The sequence below is a fragment of the Helicobacter pylori SA221C genome (genome assembly GCF_000476855.1).
Taxonomy (GTDB): Bacteria; Campylobacterota; Campylobacteria; order Campylobacterales; family Helicobacteraceae; genus Helicobacter; species Helicobacter pylori_DK.
This window is the reverse complement of record NZ_CBPT010000007.1, coordinates 50,227-69,706: the sequence shown is the minus strand read 5'-3', so window position 1 is coordinate 69,706 and position 19,480 is coordinate 50,227. Positions and strand designations below refer to the sequence as shown.

The following is a 19,480-nucleotide window of genomic DNA, read 5'->3' as shown; positions in this document are numbered from 1 at the left end:
AGATGTTTTGCTTATGCGATACAATCAAGATGCTTTTAGAGATCTTAATTTGGAAACGCAAGAAGAATTAAATAAACCCATTTCATATATCTATAATTTCCTTATAACAGCTTTAGTGCTAGATAGTCATCATAAAGTGATCGTTGATTTCAATTTTGTGGATATATTAAATGCTAGCATGAATAATATTTTATATTATTATCCTGCTAAAAATAGTTTTAGACCAGCAGGGAAGCAACAACTATTTAGAGAAAGTGTCTTAAGAGCTTATGATAATAAATGTGCCATAACCGGCAAATCATTATTTATTAATGGTAGATGTTTGTTAGAAGCAGCACATATTATCCCATATAGAGATGGTGGATCTTTTGCCGTGAATAATGGCATAGCTTTAAGTTATGAGATGCACAAAATGTTTGATAATGGGTTATTTAGTTTTGAATATAAAAATGATAATGAGGTAGTTGTTATTACTTCATCATCAAATCTTATAATTGATAGACAATGCATTCTATCTAGTTTTAATCATAAATCTATATTCTTCTGTAGCATTAAAATCTCTAGGGTCTAATTCTAAATAAGCGATAGAACTTGGTCTGTAAAAATTCACTTGTTTAGCGATAGCTTTTTGCGAATAGGGCAGAGATTCTAGCTCTTTTTGCAAATAAGCGATAAGCTCTTGCGCTTTTGATCCTCTTTGAGAGCGGGGTTGTTTGGAGTTTGGAAGGTGTTTTGGCTGGGTAGGGGTTTGATTGGTTTTTGCAGGTTTAGGGGTTTTGCATTCAGCTTCTATTTCTATAGCAATGCCAGTAGTAATACCGGTCTTAATTCTTGCTTTTTTAATAAACAATTGGCCATGTTTTTCTTGGCAATTTTGTTCTGTTTCTTTAATGAAATCTTTCTGTTCTTTAATCAAATCTCTTTGTGTATTAATTGTCTTTTGTTTTTCTTGTTCTGCTTTCTGTCTTTGCTGTTCTAACTCTATCCCACTCTTATTTGTCTTTTGCCTTTCTTGTTCTGCTTTTATTTGACTGTTAGCGAGTTCTATCCCACTCTTATTTGTCTTTTGTCTTTCTTGTTCTGTTTTCTGTCTTTGCTGTTCTAACTCTATCCCACTCTTGTTTGCTCTATCCCTAGCGTTTTCAACTTCCTTTTTTTCTTGTTCTAACTCTATTTGTTTATCAATATCACCAGCATTACAAGCGGCTAATAATAAACTTGTCGCTATGGTTAATCCTGAATATTTCCACCAATTGATTTGATTCTCTTTTTCAGCTTGTTTGGATTTATCTTGGACTTTATCGTCTAATTCTTTCGCTTTCTTGCATGCAGCATGGGTTAATACTACTAACGCTACCTTGCTTTTCTTGGGGTGTTTTTTGAAAAGCTCTCTGACTTTCTTTACAATTTTTGTAAAAATCCCACCAATTGATCGGAGCGTATTTGTAATGACACTCACTTGTTTAAAATGAGTCTCTTTATTTGCCTTTGTGTTAGCTGTCTCTGCGTTTTTGCCAACTTTATTTGTTTTTCTTGTTTTTACTGATTCCATTACCAACCTTTTTTTTTTTTAAAAACAATCTTACCTATCAAAACTATATCAATGGAAACCAATACGAAAAAATCCACTCAAGTTAGATCAACCCCTTTATTATCAAGGCGCGGTTAAGCATGGTCTTTCAATTCTTTTTCTAACTTGGCTACAGCGTTCCAGGTGGGGATCACGCTATCAGGGTTTAAAGAAATGGAAGTGATGCCCTCTTTGACTAAAAATTCTGTTACTTCAGGGTAATCGCTTGGGGCTTGCCCGCAAATCCCGCAATATTTGTTGTGCCTTTTACAAGCTTCAATCGCTTTTTTAAACATTTTTAGCATCGCTTCATTCCTTTCATCAAAGACATGGCTGACTAATTCGCTGTCTCTATCCACGCCTAAAGTGAGCTGGGTTAAATCATTAGAACCAATAGAGAAGCCATCAAACAAACTTAAGAAATCATCAGCCAAAATGACATTCACCGGTAATTCGCACATGATATAAATTTCAAGCCCGTTTTTACCGGATTCTAGATTGTTTTTTCTTAAGATTTCTAGGACTTTTTTACCCTCTTCAATGGTTCGCAAAAAGGGGATCATCACTTTCATGTTGGTTAATCCCATTTCTTCTCTCACTAACGCTAAGGCTTCACACTCCCACGAAAACGCTTCATTATAGCTCTCTGAATAATACCGACTAGCCCCCCTATAGCCAAGCATGGGGTTTTCTTCATTAGGCTCATAGCTAGAGCCACCAAGCATGCGCATGTATTCATTGGATTTGAAATCGCTCGTTCTTACAATGACAGGTTTAGGGTAAAACGCCGCACTGATCATGCCAATGCCTTCAGCGATTTTTTTCACAAAAAAATCTTTAGGGTTAGCATAGCCTGCCATGAGGTTTTCAATTTCATTTTTTTCTTTCACGCTTTTTTTGTGGTGCAAATCCACTAATGCTAAGGGGTGGGCTTTGATTTGATTTAAAATAATCATTTCCATTCTGGCTAGCCCTACGCCGTGATTAGGGAGCTGAGAAAAGCTGAAAGCTTTTTCAGGGTTTCCAATGTTAATGTAAATTTTTGTTTGAGTTTCTTGCATGTTAGAAAGCTCCACCCTTTCAATTTCATGCTCATAAATGCCCGCATACACATAGCCCTCTTCGCCCTCAGCGCAAGAAACCGTGATTTCCATGCCGGTATAAAGGCTATCAGTCGCTCCGCTCACCCCAACAATGGCTGGCACGCCAATTTCTCTAGCCACAATAGCAGCATGGCAAGTGCGCCCCCCACGATTGGTGATAACCGCACTCGCTTTTTTCATGCAAGGCTCCCAATCTGGGTCGGTGTTATCGGTAACTAAAATTTCGCCCTCTTTAAAAGAATTCATATGCTCCAAATCATTGATGATACGCACTTTCCCTGAGCCGATTTTACTCCCAATCGCTCTGCCTTGTAAGATAATCTCTTTCTTTTCGTTAGGGTTTTTGAATTTGAATTTTTCAAAGACTTGACTTTCTTCTTTACTTTTTTGGCTTTGAACGGTTTCTGGGCGCGCTTGAACGATAAAGATTTCCCCGCTATCGCCATCTTTAGCCCATTCTATATCCATAGGGCGGTATTGTTTGGCTTCTTTAGAGTAGTGTTTTTCAATTTCAATGGCGTATTTGGCTAAAATCAACACGTCTTCATCGCTCAATGAAAAGGATTGCCATTCTTTTTTGGTGGTTTTAATGTTTCTGGTGGGGTGTTCGCTACCTCTTGGGGCATAGACCATTTTTTGCGTTTTATTGCCGAGCTGCCGTTTGATAATGGGGCGTTTGTTTTGCTCTAAAGTGGGCTTAAACACATAAAATTCATCGGGGTTTATCGTGCCGCCCACCACATTTTCGCCTAACCCCCACGCTGAAGTGATAAACACCGCGTCTTTAAAACCGGTTTCGGTGTCAATAGAAAACATCACGCCCGCACTGCCTTTATCCGCTCGCACCATTTTTTGCACCCCCACGCTCAAGGCGACTTTTAAATGATCAAACCCACGACTCGCTCTATAGCTAATCGCTCTATCGGTAAAAAGCGACGCTAAACAGGATTTGATATAGTGGATCAATTCTGTTTTGCCCTTAATGTTTAAATAAGTGTCTTGCTGCCCGGCAAAAGAAGCGTCCGGCAAATCTTCTGCAGTAGCGGAACTCCTTACAGCCACATCGGCTTCTTTCATGTTATATTGCTGGCTTAAAATCTCATAAGCTTGAAAAATCTCATCTCTTAAATCGCTAGGAAAAGGCGTGCCAAAAATAAGCTCTCTGATTTGTTTGGAGCGGATTTTTAACACATCAATTTCGGTGGCATCAACATTTTCTAAAAGCTCTATGATTTTTTGTTTAGCCCCCCCTTGCTCTAAAAGATACCAATACGCTTCGCTGGTGATCGCAAAGCCATCAGGCACTTTAATACCAATTGGCACTAATTCTTGAAACATCTCGCCAATGCTAGCGTTCTTGCCCCCAACCAGATTCACATTCTTATTGTTCAACTCTTTGAAAAACTTGATATATCGCACAAAACTCCCTTAAAATGATCATTAAGTCTCTTAAAACATAAAATATAATAATGATAGCATGATAGAGCTTTAGTTTTAGCTAGTTTGTATTCTAAGCTTTCTAATAAGGGGTGTATTCTTTTTGGTTTATGATTTTATTGTATAATGGGCGGTTAGTTAGGTATTTTTGAATAGAAAGGGTGGTTTTGTATAGGCGGTTATTGTTGAATTTGTTTTGTATGGTATTTTTACAAGCGTGTTTAAAGCCTATGAGCGACCCTAAAGCTGAAAAAGTGGATTCGCAAGTGCAATGCGGGTTTGGCTCAAAAGATTGCTAAATTTTAAGGTTTATAAGAAAGGAAACATAAGTTTTAAAGAATGAGTGCGGAACTGATTGCTGTTTATAAAGACGAGCAAATAATAGATTTAGAGAGCGCGAAAGTCTTAGGGCTGAGCGATGGGATTAAAGCGTTAAAAGGGACAGAGCCGATATATTTTGATGATTCGCCTTTGGCTTTAGAAGTGATCAGGCATTCATGCGCGCATTTGCTCGCACAAAGCTTGAAAGCCCTTTATCCGGATACGAAATTTTTTGTAGGCCCTGTGGTAGAAGAGGGGTTTTATTACGATTTTAAAACCGCTTCAAAAATCAGCGAAGAGGATTTGCCTAAAATTGAAGCGAAAATGAAAGAGTTTGTGAAGTTGAAGCTCGCTATCACTAAAGAGGTTTTAACCAGAGAGCAAGCCTTGGAGCGTTTTAAGGGTGATGAATTAAAGCATGCGGTCATGAGTAAAATCAGTGGCGATGCGTTTGGTGTGTACCAACAAGGCGAGTTTGAAGATTTGTGTAAGGGACCGCACCTCCCAAACACCCGTTTTTTAAACCATTTCAAGCTCACTAAACTGGCTGGGGCTTATTTGGGTGGCGATGAAAACAATGAAATGCTCATTAGAATCTATGGCATTGCTTTTGCCACCAAAGAGGGATTAAAAGACTATCTTTTCCAAATAGAAGAAGCGAAAAAACGAGATCACAGAAAGCTAGGCGTGGAGCTAGGGCTTTTTAGTTTTGATGATGAGATAGGGGCGGGCTTACCCTTATGGTTGCCTAAAGGGGCAAGGCTTAGGAAGCGCATTGAAGATTTATTGAGTCAAGCGTTACTTTTAAGAGGCTATGAGCCGGTTAAAGGCCCTGAGATTTTAAAGAGCGATGTGTGGAAAATCAGCGGGCATTATGACAACTATAAAGAAAACATGTATTTCACCACGATTGATGAGCAAGAATACGGCATAAAGCCTATGAATTGCGTGGGGCATATTAAAGTCTATCAAAGCGCTTTGCACAGCTACAGAGATTTGCCCTTAAGGTTTTATGAATACGGCGTGGTGCATCGGCACGAAAAAAGCGGCGTGTTGCATGGGCTTTTAAGGGTTAGGGAATTTACCCAAGATGATGCGCATATTTTTTGCTCTTTTGAACAGATCCAAAGCGAAGTGAGCGCGATTTTAGATTTTACGCATAAGATCATGCAAGCGTTTGATTTTAGTTATGAAATGGAATTATCCACAAGGCCGGCTAAATCCATAGGCGATGATAAAGTTTGGGAAAAGGCCACTAACGCTTTAAAAGAAGCCCTAAAAGAGCACCGCATTGATTATAAGATTGATGAAGGGGGAGGGGCTTTCTATGGGCCTAAGATTGACATTAAAATCACTGACGCTTTAAGGCGTAAATGGCAGTGCGGCACGATTCAAGTGGATATGAATTTGCCTGAACGCTTCAAGCTCGCTTTCACTAATGAGCATAATCACGCTGAACAGCCGGTGATGATCCACAGAGCGATTTTAGGCTCGTTTGAAAGGTTTATTGCGATTTTGAGCGAACATTTTGGGGGGAATTTCCCTTTCTTTGTCGCGCCCACTCAAATCGCTCTCATTCCCATTAACGAAGAGCATCATGTTTTTGCTTTGAAATTAAAAGAGGAACTAAAAAAGCGCGATATTTTTGTAGAAGTGTTGGATAAAAATGACAGCTTGAATAAAAAGGTGCGCTCAGCCGAAAAGCAAAAAATCCCTATGATTTTAGTGTTAGGGAACGAAGAAGTGGGAACAGAAATTTTATCCATTAGAGACAGAGAAAAACAAGCTCAATATAAAATGCCCTTAAAGGAGTTTTTAAACATGGTTGAATCTAAGATGCAAGAGGTTAGTTTTTGAGTAGAAATGAAGTGTTGTTAAACGGAGATATTAATTTTAAAGAAGTGCGTTGCGTGGGCGATAATGGCGAAGTGTATGGGATCATTTCTTCCAAAGAAGCGTTCAATATCGCTCAAAATTTAGGTTTGGATTTGGTTTTGATTTCAGCGAGCGCGAAACCTCCCGTGTGTAAGGTGATGGATTATAATAAATTCCGCTACCAAAATGAAAAGAAAATCAAGGAAGCCAAAAAAAAGCAAAAGCAAATTGAAATCAAAGAGATCAAACTTTCCACTCAAATCGCACAAAACGATATTAACTACAAAGTCAAGCATGCGAGAGAATTTATTGAATCCAATAAGCATGTCAAATTCAAAGTGGTTTTAAAGGGTAGGGAGAGTCAAAACTCAAAAGCCGGGCTTGATGTGCTTTTTAGAGTCCAAACGATGATGGAAGATTTAGCCAACCCTGAAAAAGAGCCAAAAACCGAGGGGCGTTTCGTTTCATGGATGTTTGTGCCTAAGGCTAAAGAAACCCCCAAAAACGAAAAGAAAACCAAAGAAAATAACCCGCCTTTTAATCGTATTAACCTTATGAAAGGAGAAAATCATGCCAAAAATGAAGACTAATCGCGGCGCGTCTAAGCGTTTTAAAGTTAAAAAGAACTTGATTAAGCGTGGCAGTGCTTTTAAAAGCCATATTTTGACTAAAAAAAGCCCTAAGCGTAAAGCCAATTTAAACGCGCCAAAACATGTGCATCACACTAACGCGCATTCTGTCATGTCGTTGCTTTGCAGGGCTTAGGAATGCTCATTAGAAAGTGGAGTTAATCCCCTTATTTAAGGGAAAGTCGTTTGAAAAAACGCACCTAAAAATATTTTAAAAAGAAAGGTAAAGAAATGAGAGTTAAAACAGGCGTTGTGCGCAGAAGACGCCATAAAAAAGTCTTAAAACTCGCTAGAGGGTTTTATAGTGGCAGAAGAAAGCATTTTAGAAAGGCTAAAGAACAGCTTGAAAGGAGCATGTATTACGCCTTTAGGGATCGCAAACAAAAGAAAAGAGAGTTCAGGAGTTTGTGGGTGGTAAGGATTAATGCGGCTTGCAGGATGCACGAAACAAGTTATTCGCGTTTCATGCATGCCTTAAAAGCGGCTAATATTGAATTAGACCGCAAGGTTTTAGCAGACATGGCGATGAATGACATGCAAGCTTTTAAGAGCGTGTTAGAGAGCGTGAAAGAGCATCTTTGATCTCTATTGGCTGTTAGGTTTTAGTTTTAGTCTAAAAAAGGTGAGAGGATTTAGGACTTTTTACTAAAAAGTTCCTAAAATTGATTTTTGTTTCAATTTATTCTCATTCAATCGCTATATTTAATCAAAAAGAAAGCAATTTTATAGTAGAATGTAGCATTTAGAACTCAAGTAGAGAAAATGTAGAAGGAAGGAATACATGAAGAAATCTGTTATAGTAGGTGCTATCTCTCTAGCAATGACAGGCTTGTTGTCAGCAGAGACCCCTAAGCAAGAAAAAGCTATTAAGACTAGCCCTACCAAAAAAGGTGAAAGAAATGCTGCTTTTATAGGGATTGATTACCAGTTGGGTATGCTCAGCACTACCGCTCAAAATTGTTCCCATGGGAATTGTAATGGTAATCAAAGTGGGGCTTATGGCTCTAATACGCCTAACATGCCCACAGCGTCAAACCCCACAGGAGGGCTTACCCATGGTGCTCTAGGGACTCGTGGGTATAAGGGCTTAAGCAACCAACAATACGCTATCAATGGTTTTGGGTTTGTTGTAGGGTATAAGCATTTTTTCAAGAAAGCCCCACAATTTGGAATGCGTTATTACGGATTCTTTGATTTTGCAAGCTCTTATTATAAGTATTACACTTATAACGATTATGGCATGAGAGACGCTCGCAAGGGTTCTCAAAGTTTCATGTTTGGCTATGGGGCTGGCACAGATGTGTTGTTTAACCCGGCTATTTTCAATCGTGAGAACTTGCATTTTGGGTTTTTCTTGGGTGTTGCGATCGGTGGCACCTCTTGGGGTCCAACAAACTATTATTTTAAGGACTTAGCTGAAGAATATAGAGGGAGTTTCCACCCTTCAAATTTCCAGGTCTTAGTGAATGGCGGGATCCGCTTAGGCACTAAACACCAAGGTTTTGAAATTGGCTTGAAAATCCAAACCATTCGCAACAATTATTATACCGCTAGTGCGGATAATGTTCCTGAAGGGGTTACTTATAAATTCACCTTTCACCGCCCCTATGCCTTTTATTGGCGTTACATTGTAAGCTTTTAAGGTGTTTTAGGGTTAATTTATGGGGGGGTATAGAAAAGGGCTTTTGCTCTTTATGGCCTTTTATGATTTTCTTTTCTTACGCCAAAGCCGTTATTTAAAACATTATCACAGCGTTATTACAAACCCGCAAAAGCATGGTATCAGTCGTTGCAAGCGACTTGTCTGATCAACAAATAGCAAAGATTTTTAAAATCAAATAACAAAAGAGTTTGATTATCATCAAGCGATAGTTTTTATCCCATTTTTTAAAAAAATTAAAGAGTATTAATAAATAAGGTTTATCAATATTTGATGAGAATAAGGAATATAAGTTATTTTTAATGGAGTAGGTGGTAAAATCCTTGTGATTTCATTTTATTTTTGAATTGGGAGCGTTTGATGAAAAAATTAGCGGTTTCTTTATTATTTACAGGGACTTTTTTGGGGCTTTTTTTGAATGCGAGTGATTTTAAGAGCATGGATAATCAGCAACTATTAGAGCAAGCAGGGAAAGTTGCTCCTAGCGAAGTCCCGGAGTTTCGTGCGGAAGTCAATAAGCGATTAGCGGCGATGAAAGAAGAAGATCGTAGAAGTTATAAAGCGGATTTTAAGAAAGCGATGGATAAGAATTTAGCTTCTTTAAGCCAAGAAGATCGCAACAAGCGTAAAAAAGAAATCCTTGAAGTGATTGCTAACAAAAAGAAAACAATGACCATGAAAGAGTATCGTGAAGAAGGGTTAGATTTGCATGATTGCGCATGCGAAGGCCCTTTTCACGATCATGAGAAAAAAGGGAAAAAAGGGAAAAAACCAAGCCATCATAAGCATTAGCGCTTAGGATGTGCTAACTTTTTTTGATTTTTGTAAAACCACGCTGTAAGTCCCTAGCTTTTGGCTGTGGGGATTAGGGCGTTTTCGTGTTATAATTCTGTCATAGGGTTTGGGCATTGACTCTTAAAATAGAGGCTACTTGCTTGGTGGGTGGGCTTTGTTGCTCTCAAATCCTTAGCTGTAAAGAGCGTCTCAAATTTTTAGGGTTAAAGTTTTTGGAGTGTTTGTATTTTTTGGATATTTATAGTATCATACCCAATAGTAAAGACCCTTTGAAAGTCTGTATTTTAAGACGACTAAAACAGCTTGAATTCTAGGTGGTTTTTTATCAATAGAAGAAGATTTCAAAAGAGAGCTTTTATGAAGAACGGTATCTATTTTTGTTGCGGTTATTATTTAATTAGGAGTTTGGTGTGAAACGGATTTTATTTTTTTTAGCGGCTACGACTTTTTTGTTGAGAGCAGAAACGGATTCTGCCACTATTAACACTACAGTCGATCCCAATGTTATGTTTTCTGAAAGCTCCACAGGGAATGTGAAAAAAGACCGCAAGAGGGTTTTAAAGAGCATGGTTAATTTGGAAAAAGAGCGCGTGAAGAATTTTAACCAGTATTCTGAAACCAAGATGAGTAAGGGCGATTTATCCGCTTTTGGAGCTTTCTTTAAGGGGAGTTTGGAAAGCTGTGTGGAGCAAAAGGTCTGTTATTATGAGCATAAAGATGGTAAGGTTTCTTTTGTGGTGAATGACAGAGAAAAGTTTTATAAGCATGTGCTTAAAGATTTAGGGACAGAGCTCTCACTCCCTTTGTTTAACTGGCTTTACAAAGGCTCGGATTTTGGGGCTTTGCATGAGCAGTTTGGGGATATGTATGATGGGTATATCAAATATTTGATCAGCATGGTTAGGGTGAGCCAAAAAGAAAAGGCTAGAAAACTGGATGCAATCACTCTTAAAAAAATGGAAGAGCAAGCTGAGAAAGACACTAAGGCAGCGTTTCAAAAGAGGAGCAGTGGGGAGCTTGAAAGCCATACCGATAGCCCTGAATTTATAAGCTCTTCTAAGAGGACACAGAACGCTTCTAATTCGGATCTAGATTCTACGACCAATACTAACACGCTCAAAGAAACAGCTTCAAAAGAGCCAGAGGTTTCTTCAAAAAAAGAGAAAAAACCTAAGAAAAAACGCCGCCTTTCAAAGAAAGAAAGGCAACAACAAGCCTTGCAACAAGAGTTTGAAAAACAAATTAGCGACTCTAGTAAGTCTGAAAAATAGTAAAATAGCCCTAGCTTACTTTTTTGAGTAGGGGGGCTTTAATAAGTCTCTTAAGTACTCCTTTTTAGGCTTTATATTTGGGCTTTTAGCTCCCTATCACTCTATCCTAGTGTTTAAGGCTATCTTTTTAAAAACCACCGCTTTTTTAAAATCTTTAGACTTTAAGCTTTTTGGCTTTTTTTGTGGTAACGATTGGTAACGATTAGCTTAAGGTTTTGTTGCGCAAAAATCTTTGAAATATAGCGATTGACAGAGTTAAACATAACCTCAGACATTCCAACGCATTTTATGAAAGCGTGTAAAAATTTTTGATTTTATTTTAATGGAATATTAGTAATCAAATTTAAAAAATACCTTTGAGTATTTTTACAATCAAAATAAAAAATCTTGTGTAAGCAAGCGATCGTTTTTCATGATGCGCTCTTAGGGGATTTTAAAAAAGGGGGTTGTAGGGGAATGATTTCAAAATGCCCTATTCTCTTATGAGTTTAAATAAACTTAATGAGTTTTATTATTAAATGGAATTTAAAAACGATGAAACAAAATTTTAAAACCCTATGCTTAAAAATTTTTGAAGAATATTAAAGTTGGATAGGGCTTATTTGTGTTTGTTAAAAACAAAGCCTTTTTTACGAACTTAAAGCCCTAAAAGTTGAGAGCTATCCCTTAGCATTTTAAGGTTTTGGCTAACCCCCCTAACGAGGTCTCTTTGTATTTTTCATTCATGTCTTTCCCGGTCGCATACATCGTAGCGATCACTTCATCTAGGCTCACTTTAGGCTTGTATTCATCTTCTAAAGCCAGTTTAGAAGCGCTGATCGCTTTAATCGCTCCTAAAACATTGCGTTCAATGCAAGGGATTTGCACCAAGCCCCCCACCGGATCGCATGTCAATCCTAAATGGTGTTCCATAGCGATTTCACTAGCGATTAAAACCTGTTGCGTGGTCGCTTGGCACAAATAGGCTAACCCCCCCGCAGCCATAGAGCTTGCCACGCCAATTTCAGCCTGACACCCCGCTTCTGCGCCGCTCAAGGAAGCGTTTTTCTTGTAAAGATAGCCAATCGCCGCGCTGGTGAGTAAAAAATCATTAATAGCCTTTTGCGATAAATTTTCAAACAAATGGTTTTTAGCGTATAAAAGCACGCTTGGCACCACCGCGCACGCCCCATTAGTTGGGGCGGTTACCACCTTGCCTCCACTAGCGTTTTCTTCAGCAATGGCGCGAGCGTAAAGCGAAATGTAATCAATCAACGCTAAGGGGTCTTTCCCGCTTGTGGGGTGTTTTTCTAAGCGCGTTTTAATGCTTGGGGCTAATCGTGTTACTTTCAAAGAACCAGGCAGATACCTTTCTTTAGAATTAGCCCCATTATGATAACACTCAAGCATCGCACGATAAATTTTAGCCATCGTTGCATCAGGGCAGTTTTTCAGGGCATTTTCTCTCAAACGCACGATTTCAGCGATGCTTTTTTGGTGTTTTTGGCATAATTCTAGCAATTCTTTAGCACTTGAAAAATCATAGGCAATGCTTTCATTCCCGCCCTCTTCAGACAAGTTGTCTAATTCTTTTTCAGTATAAACAAACCCTCCACCGACAGAATAGTAAGTCTCTTCCTTTAAAATCTCATTTTTAGTGTTAAAAGCTTTTAGAATGAGAGCGTTTTGGTGTCTGGCTAAAGGTTTGTTGTCAAAAATCAAATCTTTAGGATAATCAAAAGGAATGCAATGCTGGTTAGCGAGTTTTAAAACTTTGTTTTCAAACACCTCATGCAATAAGGCTTTTTTGGTTGTTACCTCTAATTCGTTAGCATAAATGCCATGCAAGCCAATTAAAACCGCCTCATCGCTCAAATGCCCTTTACCGGTCAAGGCTAATGAGCCATGCAAGGTGATTTGAACGCGTTCAACCTGCTCTAAAATGCCTTTTAACAACCCGCAAAATCTCGCTCCCGCTTCCATAGGCCCTATAGTGTGTGAAGAGCTAGGCCCCACGCCGATTTTAAAAATGGATAAAATAGAAAAACTAGCCATTAAAATAGTCCTAAAAACACGCTCAAAGCCGTCAAGCTCCCAAAGACAAACACAAAAATATCCACTTTGAAGTTTCTAAAACGCTTCAAACTAGAAACGCTATAAAAAGCTATCATGGGCATCACAAACAGAATGAGCGCGATAATGGGGCCGCCTAAATTTTCAATAAAATCCAAGATATTGGGGTTAATATAAGCCACCAGCGTGATAGTCAGCCATAAAAAAATCGTTACGCTAATACTCAAGGTTTTAGAAGCTTTTTCCAATTTTAAACTTTGGATAATAATGCCTTCTAAACCTTCCTTAGCCCCATAATAATGCCCAAAAAAAGATGAAAAAATTGCTAAAAAAGCCACCACAGGCCCCGCATAGTTGATTAAAGGGTTGTTTAAAGTGTTAGCCAAATAGCTTAAAATGGGGATATTTTGTTCCCTTGCTTTCACAAAATCATCAGCATTCAAGCACATGACGCACGAAAACACAAAAAACATCACAAACCCTAAAAGCATCAGCGATGTCCCTAATTCAATTTGATTGAGTTTATACTCTTTGAAAGCGCCGTATTCTTTTCCCACGTTTTGAGTGAAGGTTGAAATAATGGGGCTATGGTCGAATGAAAACACAAGCACCGGTAAGGTTAGCCAAATCGCTAACACAAATTCTTTGAAACTCGGCACCACAAAAAGATTACCACCTTGCCAATAAGGGATAAGATATAAAGAAAAAAGCAATAAAATCAAGCATAAAGGATACACTAAAGCGTTACAAATGCGCGTAACAATCGTAGCGTTAAAAACCATCACCAACATCATTAAAGAGACTAATACCACAGCCAGTAAGCCCCGATGAAAAGGCACTAAATGCAACTGGTTAGTGAAAAAATGATCAAACACATTAGTGATACCCACCCCATAAACCAAACAAATAGGATAAATCGCCAAGAAATAAAGCAAAGTGATAAGAAAACCCCATTGAGTGCCAAAATGAGAGCGAACGACCATGGTAATGTCTTCTTGATCTTTAGATCCTATGAAATAAGCTAAAGCCCTATGCCCTAGATAAGTTAAAGGGAAGATAATCGCGCTCATCACCACAATAGCCCATACCCCATGCCCACCGGCTCTAATAGGCAAAAATAAAATCCCAGCCCCCACCGCCGTGCCAAATAAGGACACCATCCAACGCAAATCAAACAAATTGAGTTTTTTAGGATCTCTTAGAACCGCTTTTTCTTGTGCCATGCTATTAAACCGCCCTTGTATCGTGTTAAAGAGCTCTCATTGTAGCATAAAGCTTTTTATGATTGGGGTTTTTTGAGATTAAGGGGTGGTTTTTAGCGCGCATTTATTTTCTAAAATCCACGATTTAACCCGCACAAGCTATAATAACGCTTAAAAAAAGATTAATAAAGGATTGTATAAATGTCAAACACAACTTGGTCGCCCGCTTCATGGCATTCTTTTAAGATAGAGCAACACCCCACTTACAAAGACAAGCAAGAATTAGAAAGGGTCAAAAAAGAATTGCACTCCTACCCTCCTTTAGTGTTTGCTGGCGAAGCGAGGAACTTGCAAGAGCGTTTAGCCCAAGTCATTGACAATAAGGCGTTTTTGTTGCAAGGGGGCGATTGCGCAGAGTCGTTTTCTCAATTTAGTGCTAACCGGATTAGAGACATGTTTAAAGTGGTGATGCAAATGGCGATTGTCTTAACTTTTGCTGGCTCTATACCGATCGTGAAAGTGGGGCGCATTGCCGGGCAATTTGCCAAGCCTCGCTCTAATGCGACTGAAATACTGGATGATGAAGAAGTGCTAAGCTATAGGGGGGATATTATCAATGGGATTTCCAAAAAAGAAAGAGAGCCAAAGCCTGAAAGAATGCTTAAAGCCTACCATCAAAGCGTAGCGACTTTAAACCTTATCAGAGCTTTTGCCCAAGGCGGGTTAGCCAATTTGGAACAAGTGCATCGTTTCAATTTGGATTTTGTCAAAAACAACGATTTTGGGCAAAAATACCAGCAAATCGCTGACCGGATCACGCAAGCTTTAGGGTTTATGCGAGCGTGCGGGGTGGAGATAGAAAAAACGCCTATTCTTAGGGAAGTGGAATTTTACACCAGCCACGAAGCGTTACTGCTCCATTATGAAGAGCCTTTGGTGCGTAAGGATAGTTTGACTAACCAGTTTTATGATTGCTCCGCACACATGTTGTGGATTGGCGAAAGGACAAGAGATCCTAAGGGCGCGCATGTGGAGTTTTTAAGGGGGGTTTGTAACCCTATTGGCGTGAAAATTGGGCCTAATGCGAGCGTGAGCGAAGTGTTAGAATTGTGCGATGTTTTAAACCCGCGCAACATTAAGGGGCGTTTGAATTTGATCGTGCGCATGGGTTCTAAGATGATTAAAGAGCGTTTGCCTAAACTTTTACAAGGGGTGTTGGAAGAAAAACGCCACATTTTATGGAGCATTGATCCCATGCATGGCAACACGGTTAAAACCAGCTTGGGGGTTAAAACAAGGGCTTTTGATAGCGTGTTAGATGAAGTGAAAAGTTTTTTTGAAATCCATAGGGCTGAAGGGAGTTTGGCTTCAGGGGTTCATTTGGAAATGACAGGTGAGAATGTTACAGAATGTATCGGTGGCTCGCAAGCGATCACCGAAGAGGGTTTGAGCTGCCATTACTACACGCAATGCGATCCAAGACTAAACGCCACCCAAGCCCTAGAACTCGCTTTCTTAATCGCTGACATGCTCAAAAAACAACGATCTTGATTGAAATCAAGATAATAAGAGGCTTTAGTCAAGCGATCGTTTCTTGTAATGCGTTCTATAGGGGGATTTAGTTGGGGGTTGTAGGGGGGGGAGTTATTTCAAAATACCCCAGTTATCCCCTTAAGAGAATGAGTTTTGTGTAAAATAAAGTTTTAAAAATTAAAGGATAATAAGGTTAAATAAGGTTTTGAGTGCCGACATTTGATGAAAACAGAGCCAAATATTAATCTATCTTTAACTCTTTTACTTTATAATTATCATTAGCATTTTAATATTCAAAGGAGCTTGAAATGAGAATTTCTCTTTTAGCTGTAATTTTAGCGTTATTGTTTGTGGCTTGCCACGAAACTAAAAAACAAATCTTACAAAACGAAGCCGATAGCACCCCTTCAGAAAAAACCATTTGGCAACCTGAACAAAAATAAAAAATTGTAAAAATACTCAAAAGCATTTTTTAAAATAAACACAATCAAAAAGCTAACGAGTGGCGGTTTCTTGTGATGCGATCTTAGGGTTGTAGGGGAATGATTTCAAAACACCCCCTATCCCTTATGAGTTTTATTATAAAACTAAAACAAAATTTAAAACAACAAGTTTTTAAAAGTGAGAGAATGGCTAAAAAATCTCAAATTAAAACGGGCGAAAGTTAGAAAGTTAAACTACAAACTCTCTAAAACTTTTTGAGCATGGCCTTTCGCTTTGACATTGTAGAAGCATTTTTCTAAAACGCCTTGCGTGTTGATAATGAAAGTGGAGCGGATAATCCCCAAATGCTCTTTCCCATAAAGCATGCGTTTGCCATAAGCTTTGTAAAGATTGGCGGCTTTTTTATCTTCATCGCAGAGCAAAATCACATTCAAAGAGCATTGGCTGATAAATTTTTGATGCGATTGCGCGTTATCAGGGCTTACGCCTACGACAACAGCGTTTTTCTTTTCAAATTCACTAAACAGAGCACTAAAGTCTTTGGCTTCTAAGGTGCATCCGGGGGTGTTGTCTTTAGGGTAGAAATACAGCACCACTTTTTTATGGAGCAAATCTTTTAAAGAAATCTCTACGCCATCGCTGTTTTTCAACCTGAAATCAGGGGCTAATTGCCCTACTTCTAATTTTTCCATTCTTGTCCTTTAATAGAGAATGATAGCGACTTTTTGAGGCCCATGCACCCCAAAAACGGTTTTTAATTCAATGTCGGCTGTCCGGCTAGGCCCGCCAATAAGGAGCATGTTCGTGGGTAATGCACCGTTTTGGCCTTGATTTTTTAAAGCTTGCACGCCTTCGCTTAAATTGCGCACAATGGATTCTTTTTTCAATAAGATGATGCAATTAAGGGTGATGAGTGAAAGCAATCGCGGGCTTGCATGCGAAGAAACCGCCCCAATCATGCCCAAGCTTGAAATCCCACAAACCCCATGCAATAAAGCCGTATCAATCTCAAACAACTCTTCACGCATCGCTTCAATTTCTTTATCATAGGGCTGTAAAGTGAAATCCTTAAACGCTTCAAAATTCAAATTTAAATCTGTAGAGTGTAAGACTTTTTTGCTTTGAAAATTTTCTAAAGCTTTTAAGATTGCTTGCTCTAAATTTTCTTTAGCACTTTCAATGACTTCAGCTTTATTCAACACCTGGAAATGCTTGTATTCTTCCACCAAGTCTTCAAACTCCACTTTAATGATATTTCTATAAACAGGGTTTGCTCCCTGAATGGCGTGTTTGGCTCTGGCTTCTTTAATGCGCTTTAAAATAAGCTCTTTACTCATAAATCACCCCTTCTAAGTGTTGGACTTTGGCATGCAAGCTCGTGTCCATATTGGGTAAGGTCCTAACACTCGCCCACTCTTTGACTAAAGGCAGTATGGGGGCTAAAAGCTTGCCTAAAGGCGAGAAAAATTGAGCTATTTTCAATTGGAAACGCCACTTAGCCCCATCGCTTGCCATTTTGGCAAACATTTTCATAGAGAATTTTTCCATCCCGCTGTGTTGGGTGCTTTTAGCCCCCTTGACCACGCCTCTGCCCTCGCCCACTTTATCTGATCGTAAATCCCTAATGAGTTCGGCTAAAGGGATTTCTACGGGGCAAACTTCAGTGCAACGCCCGCAAAGACTGCACAAATTAGGGATATGCCCGTAATTATTCAAGCCAAAGAGTTGGGGGGATACCACCACGCCTATAGGGCCAGGATAAGTGGAAAGATAAGCATGCCCACCGATTTTATCATACACAGGGCAGTGGTTCAAACAAGTCCCGCAACGGATGCATGAAAGAGCGCGGTAATACTTTTCATCAGCCAAAATATTAGAGCGGTTGTTGTCTAATAAAATGATGTGGGCTTCTTTAGGGCCGTCTAAATCGCCCTCTTTTCTGGGGCCTGTGATAATGTTTTGATAGCAAGTGATAGGCACACCCACAGCACTTGGGGCGAGCAAATTGTTTAAAATCGCCGCATCATCAAAGCTTTCTACTAATTTTTCAATCCCACAAATTGCGACATGCACATCGCATGCGGTGGTGCTCATTCTCCCATTACCCTCATTTTCCACTAACCAGATCGCTCCTTCGTTAGCGATAGCAAAATTAACCCCACTAATCCCCATTTTAAAGCTTTCAAATTCTTTGCGCATGTGTTTTCTGGCGATCGCATTAAGCTTTTCAGGCTCTTCTTCATAAGCGGCGTTGAGTTTTTCTTCAAAAATCTTACCGATTTGCTTGCGGTTTTTATGGATGGCTGGCACGACAATATGCACAGGGTGTTCATTAATGAGCTGGATAATCAATTCGCCCAAATCCGTTTCTTGCGCTTGAATGCCCTTTTCTTTCAAGTAATGGTTCAAGCCAATTTCTTCGCTCGCCATGGATTTTTGCTTTAAAATGCGCTTGATATTCTTTTCTTTAGTGAGGTTGTAAATGATTTCATTAGCTTCATCGCCGTCTTTAGCGTAATGGATTTTAAAGCCGTTTTGAGTGGCGTTTTTTTCAAACAATTCCAAATATTCATCAAGCCTGGATAGAATTTTAAGCTTGACTTCTTTGCCTAATTCCCTTAAATTTTCCCATTCGCTGTAACGATTTTTAATCAGATTCTTACGATTAGCCCTTAAGGTATCCATTGCAGAACGCAAATTTTCCCTTAATTGCATATCGCCTAATTGGTCGGTGATGATTTCTTCGTATTCTTGGTCGCTATGATATTTTTCCATGATCATTCCTTAAAACAATTCTTTAATGTTAAAGCCCAAGCCTTGAGGCTAAAAAGTCATAAAAATGCATGGGTTTTGTCAAAGAGCCCATTTTTTGCATAGCGGTGCTGATATTCATCAAACACCCCGCATCCGCTGAAACAATCACATCCACATGACGGCTCTCTATGTCTTTAATCTTTTCTTTGACCATAACCGCTGAAATTTCAGGCTCTTTAACCGAAAAAGTCCCCCCAAACCCGCAGCATTCTTCTTCTTTTTCCAATTCAATGAGTTCCACATTTTTAAGCTGTCTGATGAGATTTTTCGCCGAGTCAATCACTTTAGCCACCCTTAAGGCATGGCAATTAGAATGCCATGTGATTTTAAGGGGTTCGCCCTTATCTTCATACTTGACTTGCAATTTCTTATCCAAAAATTCGCTCAATTCATACACCCTAGAGCAAAAATCTTTAACCATGTTGAATTCCGCATGCCCTTCAAACAATTCCAAATAATCATGCCGCATCATTCCTGTGCATGAACCGCTAGGCAAAATAATAGGGTAGTCGTTATTGGAATAAAGTTTGATATTGTATAAAACGACTTTTTTTGTTTCTTCATAATACCCTGAGTTGTAGCTTGGCTGGCCGCAACATGTCTGGTCTTTTTTAAAAACCACTTCCAAATTTTCCTTACGGAGTAATTTGATAGCGTTAAGCGATGCGTTGCTGTATATGGCTGCTCCTAGACAAGTAGCAAAGAAATTGACTTTCAAAGAAGGCTCCTTAAATTCCAAATTAAGAGTTTCAAACACAATATAATACTCAAAAT

Annotated in this window: 19 protein-coding genes and 2 pseudogenes; 12 read left to right on the top strand and 9 right to left on the bottom strand. The window is 39.1% G+C overall.

Annotation, left to right across the window (positions count from 1 at the left end; translation table 11 throughout):
• The coding region (locus tag QU01_RS04885; protein WP_195743085.1) for an HNH endonuclease at nucleotides 1-571 on the top strand (571 nt) is incomplete at its 5' end.
• Here QU01_RS04885 and QU01_RS04880 read toward each other — a convergent pair.
• Nucleotides 533-1,552, bottom strand: a pseudogene (locus QU01_RS04880) (DUF874 family protein); the annotation flags it as partial. The gene QU01_RS04885 and the pseudogene QU01_RS04880 sit on opposite strands and share 39 nt — an antisense overlap.
• A gap of 113 nt (nucleotides 1,553-1,665) precedes the next feature.
• Nucleotides 1,666-4,092 (bottom strand): pyruvate, water dikinase, encoded by a 2,427-nt coding sequence (gene ppsA, locus QU01_RS04875; RefSeq protein WP_033762613.1) that lies wholly within the window; start codon nucleotides 4,090-4,092, stop codon nucleotides 1,666-1,668.
• A 185-nt stretch (nucleotides 4,093-4,277) separates the two neighbouring features.
• Between ppsA and QU01_RS08445 the strand changes: the two genes are divergently transcribed.
• The 8 genes from QU01_RS08445 to QU01_RS08020 all read left to right on the top strand — a co-directional run bounded on the left by QU01_RS08445 (nucleotide 4,278) and on the right by QU01_RS08020 (nucleotide 9,704).
• A complete protein-coding gene (locus QU01_RS08445) occupies nucleotides 4,278-4,409 on the top strand; it encodes a hypothetical protein (protein WP_001871589.1) in 132 nt (43 codons plus the stop codon).
• Between the two features lie 40 nt (nucleotides 4,410-4,449).
• Nucleotides 4,450-6,288 carry a threonine--tRNA ligase gene (gene thrS / locus QU01_RS04865; protein WP_033762612.1) on the top strand — a complete coding sequence of 613 codons (1,839 nt, stop codon included), beginning with the start codon at nucleotides 4,450-4,452 and terminating at the stop codon, nucleotides 6,286-6,288.
• A complete protein-coding gene (infC, locus tag QU01_RS04860; protein ID WP_033762611.1) occupies nucleotides 6,285-6,896 on the top strand; it encodes a translation initiation factor IF-3 in 612 nt (203 codons plus the stop codon). The genes thrS and infC overlap by 4 nt, the downstream gene beginning before the upstream one ends.
• Complete coding sequence (gene rpmI / locus QU01_RS04855) at nucleotides 6,877-7,071, top strand: 50S ribosomal protein L35 (protein ID WP_001125542.1); 195 nt, start codon at nucleotides 6,877-6,879, stop codon at nucleotides 7,069-7,071. Before infC ends, rpmI begins: the two co-directional genes overlap by 20 nt.
• A gap of 95 nt (nucleotides 7,072-7,166) precedes the next feature.
• Entirely contained in the window at nucleotides 7,167-7,517 is a 351-nt protein-coding gene (gene rplT, locus QU01_RS04850; protein ID WP_033762610.1) for a 50S ribosomal protein L20, read from the top strand.
• A 199-nt stretch (nucleotides 7,518-7,716) separates the two neighbouring features.
• Complete coding sequence (locus QU01_RS04845; RefSeq protein ID WP_033762609.1) at nucleotides 7,717-8,577, top strand: outer membrane protein; 861 nt, start codon at nucleotides 7,717-7,719, stop codon at nucleotides 8,575-8,577.
• A 378-nt stretch (nucleotides 8,578-8,955) separates the two neighbouring features.
• Entirely contained in the window at nucleotides 8,956-9,387 is a 432-nt protein-coding gene (locus QU01_RS04840; protein WP_033762607.1) for a DUF1104 domain-containing protein, read from the top strand.
• Nucleotides 9,388-9,503: 116 nt separating this feature from the next.
• Nucleotides 9,504-9,704 carry a hypothetical protein gene (locus QU01_RS08020; protein WP_080248368.1) on the top strand — a complete coding sequence of 67 codons (201 nt, stop codon included), beginning with the start codon at nucleotides 9,504-9,506 and terminating at the stop codon, nucleotides 9,702-9,704.
• Here the strand turns inward: QU01_RS08020 and QU01_RS08505 are convergent.
• Nucleotides 9,684-9,877, bottom strand: a pseudogene (locus QU01_RS08505) (hypothetical protein). The gene QU01_RS08020 and the pseudogene QU01_RS08505 overlap by 21 nt on opposite strands.
• On the opposite strand from QU01_RS08505, the gene QU01_RS04835 reads away from it, so the two are divergent.
• The gene (locus tag QU01_RS04835) at nucleotides 9,801-10,661 is read left to right on the top strand and encodes a hypothetical protein (RefSeq protein ID WP_033762605.1); all 861 of its coding nucleotides are present in this window, start codon (nucleotides 9,801-9,803) and stop codon (nucleotides 10,659-10,661) included. The pseudogene QU01_RS08505 and the gene QU01_RS04835 sit on opposite strands and share 77 nt — an antisense overlap.
• Nucleotides 10,662-11,327: 666 nt before the next feature.
• On the opposite strand, the gene QU01_RS04830 is transcribed toward QU01_RS04835, so the two are convergent.
• Both QU01_RS04830 and QU01_RS04825 read right to left on the bottom strand, forming a co-directional pair.
• A complete protein-coding gene (locus QU01_RS04830) occupies nucleotides 11,328-12,695 on the bottom strand; it encodes an L-serine ammonia-lyase (RefSeq protein WP_033762603.1) in 1,368 nt (455 codons plus the stop codon).
• Nucleotides 12,695-13,936 (bottom strand): serine/threonine transporter, encoded by a 1,242-nt coding sequence (locus tag QU01_RS04825; RefSeq protein ID WP_033762601.1) that lies wholly within the window; start codon nucleotides 13,934-13,936, stop codon nucleotides 12,695-12,697. Before QU01_RS04825 ends, QU01_RS04830 begins: the two co-directional genes overlap by 1 nt.
• 180 nt (nucleotides 13,937-14,116) lie before the next feature.
• Between QU01_RS04825 and QU01_RS04820 the strand changes: the two genes are divergently transcribed.
• Entirely contained in the window at nucleotides 14,117-15,466 is a 1,350-nt protein-coding gene (locus QU01_RS04820) for a class II 3-deoxy-7-phosphoheptulonate synthase (protein ID WP_033762598.1), read from the top strand.
• 290 nt (nucleotides 15,467-15,756) lie between these two features.
• Entirely contained in the window at nucleotides 15,757-15,891 is a 135-nt protein-coding gene (locus QU01_RS08440; RefSeq protein WP_001222899.1) for a hypothetical protein, read from the top strand.
• A 234-nt stretch (nucleotides 15,892-16,125) separates the two neighbouring features.
• Here QU01_RS08440 and QU01_RS04810 read toward each other — a convergent pair whose 3' ends face one another.
• From QU01_RS04810 to QU01_RS04795, 4 genes are read right to left on the bottom strand one after another with little or no spacing between them, the layout of a single operon-like run.
• Nucleotides 16,126-16,584, bottom strand: coding sequence for a peroxiredoxin (locus QU01_RS04810; protein WP_000412952.1), 459 nt, complete (start codon nucleotides 16,582-16,584; stop codon nucleotides 16,126-16,128).
• A 9-nt stretch (nucleotides 16,585-16,593) separates the two neighbouring features.
• Nucleotides 16,594-17,229 carry a LutC/YkgG family protein gene (locus tag QU01_RS04805; RefSeq protein ID WP_000032067.1) on the bottom strand — a complete coding sequence of 212 codons (636 nt, stop codon included), beginning with the start codon at nucleotides 17,227-17,229 and terminating at the stop codon, nucleotides 16,594-16,596.
• Complete coding sequence (locus QU01_RS04800; protein WP_033762591.1) at nucleotides 17,222-18,667, bottom strand: LutB/LldF family L-lactate oxidation iron-sulfur protein; 1,446 nt, start codon at nucleotides 18,665-18,667, stop codon at nucleotides 17,222-17,224. Before QU01_RS04800 ends, QU01_RS04805 begins: the two co-directional genes overlap by 8 nt.
• A 28-nt stretch (nucleotides 18,668-18,695) precedes the next feature.
• The gene (locus tag QU01_RS04795; RefSeq protein ID WP_000867254.1) at nucleotides 18,696-19,424 is read right to left on the bottom strand and encodes a (Fe-S)-binding protein; all 729 of its coding nucleotides are present in this window, start codon (nucleotides 19,422-19,424) and stop codon (nucleotides 18,696-18,698) included.
• Nucleotides 19,425-19,480: the final 56 nt, after the last annotated feature.

Excerpts from the sequence above, each read along its gene's own strand:
- rpmI (WP_001125542.1), top strand. The coding sequence starts at position 6,877 with ATGCCAAAAATGAAGACTAATCGCGGCGCGTCTAAGCGTTTTAAAGTT.
- QU01_RS04825 (WP_033762601.1), bottom strand. The coding sequence starts at position 13,936 with ATGGCACAAGAAAAAGCGGTTCTAAGAGATCCTAAAAAACTCAATTTG.
- QU01_RS08440 (WP_001222899.1), top strand. The coding sequence starts at position 15,757 with ATGAGAATTTCTCTTTTAGCTGTAATTTTAGCGTTATTGTTTGTGGCT.
- QU01_RS04840 (WP_033762607.1), top strand. The coding sequence starts at position 8,956 with ATGAAAAAATTAGCGGTTTCTTTATTATTTACAGGGACTTTTTTGGGG.
- QU01_RS04800 (WP_033762591.1), bottom strand. The coding sequence starts at position 18,667 with ATGGAAAAATATCATAGCGACCAAGAATACGAAGAAATCATCACCGAC.
- QU01_RS04810 (WP_000412952.1), bottom strand. The coding sequence starts at position 16,584 with ATGGAAAAATTAGAAGTAGGGCAATTAGCCCCTGATTTCAGGTTGAAA.
- QU01_RS04805 (WP_000032067.1), bottom strand. The coding sequence starts at position 17,229 with ATGAGTAAAGAGCTTATTTTAAAGCGCATTAAAGAAGCCAGAGCCAAA.
- QU01_RS04845 (WP_033762609.1), top strand. The coding sequence starts at position 7,717 with ATGAAGAAATCTGTTATAGTAGGTGCTATCTCTCTAGCAATGACAGGC.
- QU01_RS04820 (WP_033762598.1), top strand. The coding sequence starts at position 14,117 with ATGTCAAACACAACTTGGTCGCCCGCTTCATGGCATTCTTTTAAGATA.
- rplT (WP_033762610.1), top strand. The coding sequence starts at position 7,167 with ATGAGAGTTAAAACAGGCGTTGTGCGCAGAAGACGCCATAAAAAAGTC.
- QU01_RS04830 (WP_033762603.1), bottom strand. The coding sequence starts at position 12,695 with ATGGCTAGTTTTTCTATTTTATCCATTTTTAAAATCGGCGTGGGGCCT.
- thrS (WP_033762612.1), top strand. The coding sequence starts at position 4,450 with ATGAGTGCGGAACTGATTGCTGTTTATAAAGACGAGCAAATAATAGAT.